The sequence below is a fragment of the Paucibacter sp. XJ19-41 genome, from assembly GCF_028462495.1.
GTDB lineage: Bacteria > Pseudomonadota > Gammaproteobacteria > Burkholderiales > Burkholderiaceae_C > Roseateles_E.
In genome coordinates, this window is the sequence record NZ_JAQOWX010000150.1 from 1 (window position 1) to 11,183 (window position 11,183).

Sequence of the window (11,183 nt, forward strand, 5' to 3'; positions counted from 1 at the left end):
GGGCGCCGCAGGCCAGGGATAGCAGGCTGGCGAGCAGGGCAGGGCGGCGTGTGAGTGAAGCGGGACGGGACATCGAGGGCCAGGGTCGGGTCGCCCGCCCTGCGAGAGGGCGGCGACGGTTGAACGAGAGCACCTGGCGATGGCTGGGCGAGTGACGCGCATTCTAGCGACGCAAACGCGAATTGTTCTTGTTTGCGTTGTCGCAATCCTGCGACCCGCATCGGTTGGCCTTGGCCTAGCGCGCCGTCGTGACAAGGCGGTGAATCGGCCAACAGCCCCAGACCCCGTCGGGGCGTGGTCGTTTGCGCACCGAATGTCACCAAATGTAGGGACACTTTTCGGCTGCAGGTGAGGGGCCCCATGTCGAGGGCCGGCCTGTGGAGTTGTCCCGCATGAAGTCCTGGATCGCTGTTTTTTCTTTTTCTCCAACTCTGCGCCAGCGCCTGGGTCTGGTGGCCCTGCTGAGCGCGATCCTGTGCCTGCTGCCGACCTGGCAGCTCGGCGCCGAGATGGCCGAGGATCTGGCCCTGCTGCGTCAGGCGCGCGCCGGCCTGCCGGCCAACCGGCTGTGGCAGCAGCAGCTGGAGGCGCTGAACGCTCATCGGCTGGCGGCCGCCGCGCTGCAGGCGCAGCCCGAGGGCGAGCCGGAGCGCCGCGCCCTGGCAGAGCGGGTGCTTCAGGGCTTTGAGGCGGCGGCGGCACCAGCCGAGCTGCGCCAGCGTTTCACCGCGCTCGACCAGGGCCTGCGCCGGCGCGAGCTGGATTTCGCGGCGCTGATGCTGGCCCAGCAGGGGCTGGCGACCGAGCTGTTCGATACAGTCGACCGCCTTAATGCCGAGGCCGGCCTGCTGCTCGATGCCGAGGCCGCGAGCTATTTCTCGGTGATCGCCGGGCTGCAGCTGGCGCCGCGCATCGGCGATGCGCTGTCCGAGCTGGGCGCGATCGCGACCGCCGCGGCCGTCGACGATGTGGGCCGGGTGGCGGCCGCGGCCGCGCGCTACAACGCAGACATTCGCCTGCTGCAGCACAATCTGGCGCTCGCCGCCCGCTTCGACGCCGAGGACGCGTCGGACTACGAGCAGGCCCGCGAGGCGGCGGCGCAGCAGCAGCGCTCGGTCAACGAGGTGCTGGCCGCTTCGGCCAAGGATGTCGGCTACCCGTTGGACAAGATGAGCGCGGCCTTTGCCCAGGCCGCTCAGCTGCAGGCGCGGCTGTCGGCACGGGTGCTGGAGACGGTCGATCAGCGCCTGGCCGAACGCGAGGCCGGCCTGCAGCAGCGCGCCGCGATGATGGCCGCCGCCGTGCTGCTCGGCCTGCTGGCCGTGGGCCTGCTGCTGTGGCGCACCATCGCCGGCATTCTGCGGCCGGTGCTGCAGGCGGTCGAGGTGACCGAGAAGATCGCCGGCGGCGATCTCAGCAGCGCGGTGACGCTGGGCCGGCGCGACGAGATGTGGCGCGTGCTCAATGCGATTGCCGGCATGCAGCAGCGCCTGCGCGGCCTGGTGCACAAGCTGCAGGAGTCGGCCGGCGAGATCCACCAGGCGGCCGACGAGGTCTCGGCCGGCAACCAGGACCTGAGCCAGCGCAGCGAGCAGTCGGCCGCGCGCATGCAGGTGGCGGCGAGCAATGTCGAGCAGCTGAGCCTGACGGTGGGCAACACCGCCCGCGCCGCCGACGAGGCCAGCCGGCTGGCCCAGGCCGCCGCGCAGGCGGCGAGCCATGGCCGCAGCGTGGTCGAGCAGTTCCTGCTCACGATGCAGGGCCTGAACACCGGCTCGCACCGGATCGCCGACATCATCGGCGTGATCGACAGCATTGCCTTCCAGACCAATATCCTCGCCCTCAATGCCGCCGTCGAGGCGGCGCGGGCCGGTGAGCAGGGGCGCGGTTTCGCGGTGGTCGCCGCCGAGGTGCGGGCGCTGGCCCAGCGCAGCGCCGGTGCGGCACGCGAGATCAAGAGCCTGATCGGCGCCTCGGTCGAGCAGGTCGAGACCGGCTCGCGCCAGATCGCCGAGGCGAATGCCGCGATGCACGGGATCGCACGCGGCGTCGAGCAGGTCACCGGCATGATCCGCGGCATTGCCAGCGATGCCCAGCACGAGTCGGCCCGCATGCATGAGCTGAGCGAGGCGATCGCCGAGATCGACCGGATGACCCAGCAGAACGCGGCCCTGGTCGAGCAGTCGGCGGCGGCGGCGCAGTCGATGAACCAGCAGGCCGAGCAGATGAGTGCCCTGGCCGGCGAGTTCCGGCTGCAGCGCGGCTGACTCAGGACGACAGCCGATGCGGACCGCAGCGCCGCCGGCTCTCGGCGGCCGACAGCATGCGGCGCACGCACAGCAGTGCGTCCCGGGCGCCTTGCTGCTGCAGGCGCAGGCGCTTGTGCGGCTCTTCGTCGCAGGGTTCGCTCGACGCCAGCGTCAGCTCCAGTGTCGCGATCCAGTTGGAAATGCATCGCTCGACCAGCGCAAAGCTGCGGGCCGCGTCCATCGAAGCCGGTGCCTGCGCGGCCATCTCGGTATAGACGGTGACCAGATCGGTGACCGGATAGCCCCGCAAGGCCGGCAGCAGCCCGTCCAGGTCCGGGAGCAACGGGGGGGGCGGCAACTGGGAATGGGTGTCTGTCGCGCTCATTGCATGGCCTCCAACATCGAGAACAAGAACGAGCCGCCCTTGCGCGGCCATTTGGTGGCGGATTCTATGCTTGGCCGGGTCATCACCGTGTCATGCGGGCCGACCAAACTCCGGGGAGCCGGAAGAGTTGTACCGGCGATGAAGTGAGGAACTTTCTGATGGCACAGCCGATCAACACCCCAGCGTTGCAGCTATGGCCCACGCTGGTCAGCACCCTGGAACTCGCCGGCTTCGACCCCGTTGATTTCGAGATGTCCGAGGGCGCACCGAAGGAGTTGGCGGCGATCGGCTTGCCGGATCGCTTGCTGACCGTGCGCCGTCGCTCGACCGGCCATCGCCAGCTCTACGCGGTGGCGCCCGGATGCCCCTGGTTGTTCAATGCCTTTGCCGATCTGACGGCCGGCCGTTTCGGTGCGCCGTCACGCTCGACGCTCAACTGAGCCGGCCAGCGGCCACATCGCAATCCGGTACAAGCCCGGGGCGCTCGGCTTGGTCGAGAATCCCGGCGATGAGCAAGAAGTCTTCCCCCCACGTCAGCGAGACGCCGGCCACCCAGCTGCTGCGCCAGCACAAGATCGCGTTCAGCGAGCATGTCTACGACTATGTCGAGCACGGCGGCACGGCCGAGTCGGCGCGGCAACTGGGCGTGCCGGAGCACGAGGTCGTCAAGACCCTGGTGATGCAGGATGAGAAAGCCCAGCCGCTGATCGTGCTGATGCATGGTGACCGCCAGGTCAGCCTGAAGGAGCTGGCGCGCCAGATCCCCTGCAAGAAGGTCGAGCCCTGCACGCCCGAGGTGGCGCAGCGCCACAGCGGCTATCTGGTGGGTGGGACCTCGCCCTTTGGTACGCGCACGGCGATGCCGGTGTGTGTCGAGGCGACGATTCTGGCCTTGACCAAGAACTGCATCAACGGCGGGCGGCGCGGCTATCTGGTCGGCATGGACCCGCGGGTTCTGCCCGACTTGCTGCCGCTGCGCAGCGTCCCTTGCGCACTGGACGCCGATGCACAATAGCGGCCCATGCAAGATACCCTCACGACCTTTGTCTACCCCCTGCTGGCCATCCTGGCCGGCTATCTGATCGGCTCGCTGTCCTTTGCCGTGATCATCAGCCGCGTGATGGGGCTGTCAGACCCGCGCAGCTACGGCTCGGGCAACCCCGGCGCTACCAATGTGCTGCGCTCGGGCAACAAGGCCGCCGCCATCCTGACCCTGGTGTTCGACGCGCTCAAGGGCTATGTGCCGGTGCTGCTGGTGCTGCTGTTCGGGCCCGACGTCGGCCTGGGCGAGGGCACGGCGGCCCTGGTGGGGCTGGCGGCTTTCCTGGGCCATCTGTGGCCGGTGTTCTTCCGCTTCGAGGGGGGCAAGGGCGTGGCCACGGCGGCCGGCGTGCTCTTGGCCATCAACCCGCTGCTGGGTGCGGCCACGCTGGCCACCTGGCTGATCATTGCCTACTTCTCGCGCTACTCCTCGCTGGCCTCGCTGGTCGCGGCGGTGTTCGCGCCCTTTTATCAGATGCTGATCTGGGGCGCCGGCCCCATCGTGCTGTGCGCCGGCCTGATGGGCCTGCTGCTGATCTGGCGCCATGCCGCCAATATCAAGAAGCTGATGAACGGCACCGAGAGCAAGATCGGCCAGAAGGCACAAGGTTCGGCCGCAGCGCTGCCGGCCGGCGCGAGCAAGAAACACCCGCACGGCGAGGGCCCCAAGCCGCGCGGTCATTCTCATCATCACCCCTCCAAATCCAAGGACAACAAGCCATGAGCATTCAGCGATTCGACGTCGGCGCCCGCATCTCCGAGATGGCCGTGCACAACGGTGTGGCCTACCTTGCCGGCCAGGTGCCCGACGACGCCAGCCAGGACATCAGCGGCCAGACCGCCCAGGTGCTGGCCGCGATCGACAAGCTGCTGGCCCGCGCCGGCAGCGACAAGAGCAAGATCCTGCGTGCCGAGGTCTTCATCAAGGACCTGGCCGACTTTGCCGGCATGAATGCCGCCTGGGACGCCTGGGTCGCCAAGGACAACGCGCCGCCGCGCGCCACCGTCGAGGCCAATCTGGCCCGGCCGGAATGGAAGGTCGAGATCGTCGTCACGGCGGCCGTCTGAACGATCGAGTGACGGGCTGATCAAGATCCGCGTGCCAGTCTGCTCTGGCCACCGCCGGGCACCCGCTGGATAGCCGGCGGCGGCCGGTCAGCCGGCTACGGAGCAAGCAAGCGGGGCCAAGCCCCTCTTGCTGGTTTCGATACCTGTGCACGGGCACAGAGTTCGCGACTGCGCTTCGGTGCAAGTTGGATAGCGGGCGTAAACTGGTAAGCAATCATGAATCAGCAACCTAGCCTCCTCGGTACTGGCATGTACCCGTTGGCACGAGCCGCACGGCTCGTGAGGGCGGAGTTGCGCACTGTTCGCCGCTGGTTGAAGGGTTACTCCTGGAAGCATGGCGACGGACGGAAGATCTCCGGTCCGCTTTGGACGCTTGAGTACGCAGGTGACGAAGAGTTCGGCGACGAGCAGGTTCTCGGCTTCCATGATCTGTTGGAATTGCGCACCGTGGCTCGCTTTGTCGAGCAAGGTGTGAGTCTGCAGGTCATCAGAGCGACGATTGATGTGGCACGGGAGACGCTAGGCGACTATCCATTGCACTCGCGGCGCTTCGTCACTGACGGCAAGAAGATATTTCTGGAAGCGGTGGAGCGTGCAGGCGAGGACCCGAAGCTGCTGGATGTGCGAAAGCAGCAGTTCGCCATGGATGCGGTGATCCGCCCCAGCCTTCTGGAGGGCATTGAGTACGGTGCCGACGCAAGCGCATTGCGTTGGTTCCCGATGCCGAGAAAGCGCCTGGTGGTGCTTGATCCGCAAGTGCAGTTCGGCGAGCCCATCGTGGCTGAAAGTGGCGTGCCCACCGATACGCTTGCTGCTGCTTTCAAGGCTGAAGGCGAGAACGTTGAGCGGGTGGCGCGTCTGTACCGTGTCAAGCCGCTGGAAGTGAAAGCGGCCGTCGCTTTCGAGCAGCAACTCGCAGCATGATTCGGCGGCGTGCGATTCCTGTTTGATGCCAACCTTCCTCCGGATCTGGCGCACGCCATCCGCGAGCTATGCCAGGCTGAAAGCGGCGTTGACGAGGTGATTCACCTATCAGACAAGTTCCGGCGCAGCACTCCTGACCTGGAATGGATACCGGCCCTGGGTCAGGGGTGGTACATCGTCAGCATCGACAAGTTTGCGAAGAGCCGAGGCCAAGAGCGTGAGGCGCTGCGTCGCGCTGGCCATACGGTCTACGTGCTGGACCCGCAATGGTCGAGGCACGCCTTCTGGTTGATGTCGTCTCGGTTGGTGCTCTGGTGGCCGCAGGTGCTGGAACATGCGCGGCTTACCGCTGGCGGCGGTTTCCGCATTCCCTGGCAGCATTCATCGAGCAAGAAGTTTCAGGGGCTGTAACTCTCGCCGGGCAGCCCGGGGGCGGGTGTGCATCTGGTCACCCTCGCTGCCCGAGGCACTGCAGCCGCTTGACCCCATCCAGAGCGAGCTTGATGCCCATCAAGCCCTCCCTGGATTTATCCGACTAGAGTGGCCGCCTTCATCAAGAAAAAAGGGAGGCCGTCACATGCCGATCGAGCTCTACCGTCAGGGCTCGCACCTGTGCCTGATGTTCTCCAATCTGACCCAGGAGGACGGCGAGGCGGTGCAGTCCAACCAGTTTCTGCTGGTGCATGGCGCCACCGGCGCCATCCTGGACCCCGGCGGCAATCTCGCCTACAACGAGCTCTATCTGGGGCTGACCCGGCACATGCCGCCGCACAAGCTGGCGGCCATCCTGGCCTCGCATGCCGACCCCGACATCATCGCCTCGCTGGACCGCTGGATGACGGCCACGACGGCGCCGGTCTATATCTCGCGCATCTGGGAGCGCTTCGCCCCGCACTTCTGCAAGCCCGGGAAGACGGTGGGCCGCATCATCGGGCTGCCCGACGCCGGCGCCCGCCTGCGCTTGGGGCAGGGCGAGGCCGATGGCTTCGAGCTCTGGGCGCTGCCGGCGCATTTCCTGCACGCCGAGGGCAATTTCCAGTTCTACGATCCCGTCAGCCGCATCCTGTTCTCCGGCGATCTGGGGGCCTCGCTGGGTGCCGATCTGCAGCCCGGCCAGACCGTGACCCGGCTGGCCGGCCATATCCGCCATATGGAGGGCTTTCACCGCCGCTATATGGTCAGCAACAAGGTGCTGCGCCTGTGGGCTGCGATGGTGCGCGAGCTCGATATCGCGATGATCGTGCCCCAGCATGGCGCGCCGCTGGCCGGCGCGGCCGTGCCCGACTTCATTGCCTGGGTCGAGGGTCTGGCCTGTGGCATCGATCTGATGAGCGCCAGCCACTACCGGCTGCCGGCGTAGCATCGCGCGAGGCTAAAGAAATCACCGCGATCAGGCCTCGTCTCGCTGCTGCTGATCGTCGGGGGCGTGTGGGGCTTGTCGAAATGGGCCGGCACGCGGCATGCCGACGAGCAGGCCGAGGACCTGCGCCGCTGGGCCGGGCCGCAGGACATCCTGATGCTGTCCTCGACCACCTGTGTGTTCTGCAAGCGCGCCAGCGCCTGGCTGAACGAGCACCGCGTGCCGCACCGCGAGTGCTTCATCGAGCGCGATGCAAGCTGCCTGGCCGAATACCAGGCGCGCGGCGCACGCGGCACGCCGACCTTTGTCGTGCGCGGCCACACCATCCTGGGTTTCGACCGAGAGCGCATCCGTGCGCTCTTGCGACCGCCGGCTTGAGACGGAGGTGGATTAGATGCGAGAATGCAAATTACTCGCATTTACATAGTTGCCATGAAATCTCTTGCCCTGCTTCTGAGCCTGGCCGCCGGCCCGGCCCTGTTGGCTTCGCTGCCCGCCCAGGCCCAGCGAACCGCGGTCGCCGCCGCAGCAAGCGCCACGCCAGCCGCCGTCAACGCCCACTATGCGGCCCTGGTCCACGCCAACTATGCCGACACCTTGCAGGCCGCCCAGGCCCTGCGCCAGACCATCAAGGATTTCGTCGCCCAGCCCTCGCGGGATCGGCTGCAGACGACGCGCCAGGCTTGGCTGTCCGCGCGCGAGTTCTACGGCCAGACCGAGGCATTCCGTTTCTATGGCGGCCCGATCGACAACGACAAAGGCCCCGAAGGCCAGCTCAACGCCTGGCCGATGGACGAGAGCTATGTCGACCGCATCGAGGGCAAGAGCGCCAGCGGCCTGATCAACAAGCGCGGCTTCAAGATCACGAAGGCCAGCCTGGCGGCGCAGAACGAGCGTGGCGGCGAGGAAAACGTCGCCACCGGCTGGCATGCGATCGAGTTCCTGCTGTGGGGGCAAGACCTGTCGCCCACCGGTCCGGGCAAGCGCAGCTATGAGGACTTCGTCGACGGCAAGGCCCCCAATGCCGACCGCCGCCGCCAGTATCTGGCGGTGGTGACCGATCTGCTGATCGACGATCTGCAGGGCCTGCTCAAGGCCTGGGCGCCCGGCGTCAAGAACAACTACCGCGCGAAATTCGAAAAAGGCGGCCAGGAGTCGCTGCGCAAGATGCTGGTGGGCCTGGGCTCGCTGTCGCGCGGCGAATTGGCCGGCGAACGCCTGGAAGTGGCGCTGGCCAGCCAGGACCAGGAGGACGAGCACTCCTGCTTCTCCGACAACACCCACCGCGATGCGGTGACCAATGCGCTGGGCATAGAGAACGTCTGGCTGGGCCGCTACCAGCGGGCCGACGGCACGCTGCTGCAGGGCCCGGCGCTGCGCGATCTGGTGGCCGCCAAGGACGCGGCGCTGGCTCAGCGCCTGAGCGAGCAACTGGCCACGTCCGTGGCTGCGGCCGGCAAGATCCAGGCACCGTTCGACCAGGAGATCCTGGGCGACAAGACGGCGCCGGGGCGCTTGCGCATCCAGGCCACGATTGACAGCCTGACGGCGCAGAGCAAGCTGCTGGTCGAGGCCGCCACGGCCATCGGCATCACCAAGCTGACCCTGGTCCAGCCATGAGGGGATGGATATTGGCCGCCGGCGCGAGCCTGGCGGCCGTTGTGTATGGCGTGGGTGCTGCCACCAGCGACGACGCAGAAAAGACCGGCGGCGCCACCACGGTCTATGCCGATGGCCGCAATGCCTTCTCCTTCCCGGCCGCCAATCTGAGCGACGAGGAGCGCACCCGCTTCGCGATCGGCAACAGCTTCTTCCGCCGCAACTGGGTCGAAGCCCCGGCCTCGACCACCGCCCGCGACGGCCTGGGCCCGCATTTCATCGCCCGCAGCTGCGGCGGCTGCCATGTGCAGGACGGGCGCGGCGCGCCGCCGAGCTTCCGCAAGGGCCTGCATGATCAGCCGGTGGGCTTGCTGATGCGCCTGTCGGTGCCCGGCACCGATGCCCATGGCGGGCCGGCGCCGGAGCCGGTCTATGGCGGGCAGTTCAACAACGCGGCGGTGCAGGGCGTCAGGCCCGAGGGTCAGGTCTTGCTGCGCTATGAGGCCGTTGCTGGCCGCTTCAAGGACGGCAGCCGCTACAGCCTGCTGAAGCCGCACTACAGCTTTGGCCAGCTCGGCTATGGGCCCATGGCGCCGGACGTGATGGTCGGCCCGCGCATCGCGCCGCAGCTGATCGGCGTCGGTCTGCTGGAGGCGATTCCCGAGGCCGAGATTCTGCGCAATGCTGCCGAGCAGGCGGCCGCCCCGGGCGCGATCAAGGGCCAGGTGAACCGGGTTTGGGATGCCTTTGCCGAGAAGCCCATGATCGGCCGCTTCGGCTGGAAGGCCAATGTGGCCACCATCGCGCACCAGAGCGCCGGCGCCTTTCTCGGCGATATGGGCATCACCTCGCCGCAGTTCCCGCAGGAAGACTGCATGCCGGCCCAGACCGACTGCCTTGCCGCGCCGCGCGGCGCCAAGGGGCAGGGTGTCGAGATCGATGCGAAGACCCTGGCCGATGTGGTGTTCTATCAGGCCACGCTGGCGCCACCGGCGCGCCGCAGGATCGATGATCTGCAGGTCAAGAAGGGTCAGGTCTTGTTCCAGCAAGCCCAGTGCGCGGCCTGCCACCGGCCCAGCTACACCACCGCCGAGGGCCCGTTCCCCAGCCTGAGCAGCAAAGCGCTGAACGGCCAGAAGATCTGGCCCTATACCGATCTGCTGCTGCACGATATGGGCGAGGGCCTGGCCGACGGCCGGCCCGACTTCCAGGCCAGCGGCCGGCAATGGAAGACGCCGCCGCTGTGGGGTGTCGGCCTGATCAAGGATGTCAACGGCCACAGCCGGCTGCTGCACGACGGCCGCGCGCGCGGCGTGCTGGAGGCCGTGCTGTGGCATGGCGGCGAGGCCGAAGCGGCCAAGCAGCAGGTGCTGGGCATGACGCGCGCCGAGCGCGCGGCGCTGGTGAAGTTTGTGGAGTCGCTGTGATGATGGACCGTCGTCTGTTCTTGGCGGGCCTGAGCGTCTGCGGTGTGGCCCGCGCCCAGAGCGACTGGGCCCGCGAGGCGGTGCCGGCCTACACGCCGCTGCAGATGCTGCAGGGCCTTTATCGGCACTGGTCGCTGCCGCGTGTCGAGGCCTTTGGGCAGGCGGTGGCCCAGCTGCAGCAGCGTCTGGACCGGCCCTCCTGGGCCGGCGCGATGCTGGCCTGGGAGCGGCTGGCGACGCCGGCCCTGGGGCCGGTGCTGGCGCGGCGCTCGCAGCGCCAGATCGATTTCGCACCGAGCCGGCCCGCCCTGATCGCCAAGGCCATCGCGGCCGCGCCGGCCGATCTGAAAGCGCTGGAACGTGTCGGCACGCCGGCCAAGGGCCTGCCAGCGCTGGAGCAGCTGCTGTGGCAGCCGCGGCTGGAGGCCCCGGCGCGGCGCTATGCGGCGCTGCTGATCGAGGAGCTGGTGGCCGAGGCGCAGGCGCTGCGCCAGGGCTTTGCCGAGCTGGCGGCGCGTGAGCCCGAGGCCTGGGACGAGGAGGCGCAGATGGCCGGCAGCGCCGAGCTCTTGAACCAATGGGTCGGCGGGCTCGAACGGCTGCGCTGGGCCCAGATGGAAAAGCCGCTGCGCTCGGGCAAGGAATCCCTGCCGCGTGCCACCAGCGGCCTGACCGCCGCCGCCTGGGCCGCACAGTGGCAAAGCCTGCGCGGCCTGGCCCTGTTCGAAGGCTGGCAGCGTGCGCCGGCGCCGGGCGATGGCCTGGTGCCGCTGGAAAGCTGGCTGCGCGGCCGCGGCCGCAACCGGGAGGCCGATGCGCTGCGCAGCAGCGCGCTGGCCGCCGATGCCAAGCTGCAGGGCCTGCACCCTGCCAAGCCGGCGCCGGTGCTGGCTGCCGCCAAGGCGCTGGAAGCGCTCAAGCGCCTGGTCCAGGAGCAGGTGGCGCCGGCGCTGGATCTGAGCCTGGGCTTTTCGGACGCCGATGGTGATTGATCGTCGGCAAGTCCTGACCCTGGGCGCCGGCCTGTTGGGCGGCGGGCTGGCCCGGGCGGCCGACGGCGCCGCCGTGCAGCTGGCCGCCGCCTGGCGCGACGAGGCCCCCAGCTTCCGGGTCGGCCGGCTGGACGCGGC

General features: G+C 68.2%; 13 protein-coding genes. 12 read left to right on the top strand and 1 reads right to left on the bottom strand.

The window, feature by feature from the left end:
* Nucleotides 1-392: 392 nt before the first annotated feature.
* A complete protein-coding gene (locus PO768_RS25505) occupies nucleotides 393-2,267 on the top strand; it encodes a methyl-accepting chemotaxis protein (protein ID WP_272648281.1) in 1,875 nt (624 codons plus the stop codon).
* Nucleotide 2,268: 1 nt separating this feature from the next.
* On the opposite strand, the gene PO768_RS25510 is transcribed toward PO768_RS25505, so the two are convergent.
* The gene (locus tag PO768_RS25510) at nucleotides 2,269-2,634 is read right to left on the bottom strand and encodes a hypothetical protein (protein WP_272648282.1); all 366 of its coding nucleotides are present in this window, start codon (nucleotides 2,632-2,634) and stop codon (nucleotides 2,269-2,271) included.
* 158 nt (nucleotides 2,635-2,792) lie between these two features.
* Between PO768_RS25510 and PO768_RS25515 the strand changes: the two genes are divergently transcribed.
* From PO768_RS25515 to PO768_RS25565, 11 genes are all read left to right on the top strand, one after another.
* On the top strand, nucleotides 2,793-3,074 hold the full coding sequence (locus PO768_RS25515; protein ID WP_272648283.1) for a hypothetical protein: 282 nt from the start codon (nucleotides 2,793-2,795) through the stop codon (nucleotides 3,072-3,074).
* A gap of 68 nt (nucleotides 3,075-3,142) precedes the next feature.
* Complete coding sequence (locus tag PO768_RS25520; RefSeq protein WP_272648284.1) at nucleotides 3,143-3,649, top strand: aminoacyl-tRNA deacylase; 507 nt, start codon at nucleotides 3,143-3,145, stop codon at nucleotides 3,647-3,649.
* Between the two features lie 6 nt (nucleotides 3,650-3,655).
* Nucleotides 3,656-4,399: a glycerol-3-phosphate 1-O-acyltransferase PlsY gene (gene plsY / locus PO768_RS25525; RefSeq protein WP_272648285.1), complete on the top strand. Its 744-nt coding sequence runs from the start codon at nucleotides 3,656-3,658 to the stop codon at nucleotides 4,397-4,399.
* Entirely contained in the window at nucleotides 4,396-4,743 is a 348-nt protein-coding gene (locus PO768_RS25530; protein ID WP_262969717.1) for a RidA family protein, read from the top strand. Before plsY ends, PO768_RS25530 begins: the two co-directional genes overlap by 4 nt.
* A gap of 216 nt (nucleotides 4,744-4,959) precedes the next feature.
* Nucleotides 4,960-5,667, top strand: coding sequence for a DUF433 domain-containing protein (locus PO768_RS25535; RefSeq protein WP_171018438.1), 708 nt, complete (start codon nucleotides 4,960-4,962; stop codon nucleotides 5,665-5,667).
* A 9-nt stretch (nucleotides 5,668-5,676) separates the two neighbouring features.
* On the top strand, nucleotides 5,677-6,078 hold the full coding sequence (locus PO768_RS25540; RefSeq protein ID WP_137945184.1) for a hypothetical protein: 402 nt from the start codon (nucleotides 5,677-5,679) through the stop codon (nucleotides 6,076-6,078).
* Between the two features lie 166 nt (nucleotides 6,079-6,244).
* Nucleotides 6,245-7,027 carry an MBL fold metallo-hydrolase gene (locus PO768_RS25545; protein ID WP_272648286.1) on the top strand — a complete coding sequence of 261 codons (783 nt, stop codon included), beginning with the start codon at nucleotides 6,245-6,247 and terminating at the stop codon, nucleotides 7,025-7,027.
* Nucleotides 7,028-7,102: 75 nt separating this feature from the next.
* On the top strand, nucleotides 7,103-7,405 hold the full coding sequence (locus PO768_RS25550; protein ID WP_272648287.1) for a glutaredoxin family protein: 303 nt from the start codon (nucleotides 7,103-7,105) through the stop codon (nucleotides 7,403-7,405).
* Nucleotides 7,406-7,459: 54 nt separating this feature from the next.
* Complete coding sequence (locus tag PO768_RS25555; RefSeq protein WP_272648288.1) at nucleotides 7,460-8,647, top strand: imelysin family protein; 1,188 nt, start codon at nucleotides 7,460-7,462, stop codon at nucleotides 8,645-8,647.
* On the top strand, nucleotides 8,644-10,053 hold the full coding sequence (locus PO768_RS25560; RefSeq protein ID WP_272648289.1) for a di-heme oxidoreductase family protein: 1,410 nt from the start codon (nucleotides 8,644-8,646) through the stop codon (nucleotides 10,051-10,053). Before PO768_RS25555 ends, PO768_RS25560 begins: the two co-directional genes overlap by 4 nt.
* Nucleotides 10,053-11,045: an imelysin family protein gene (locus PO768_RS25565; protein ID WP_272648290.1), complete on the top strand. Its 993-nt coding sequence runs from the start codon at nucleotides 10,053-10,055 to the stop codon at nucleotides 11,043-11,045. The genes PO768_RS25560 and PO768_RS25565 overlap by 1 nt, the downstream gene beginning before the upstream one ends.
* Nucleotides 11,046-11,183 lie beyond the last annotated feature (138 nt).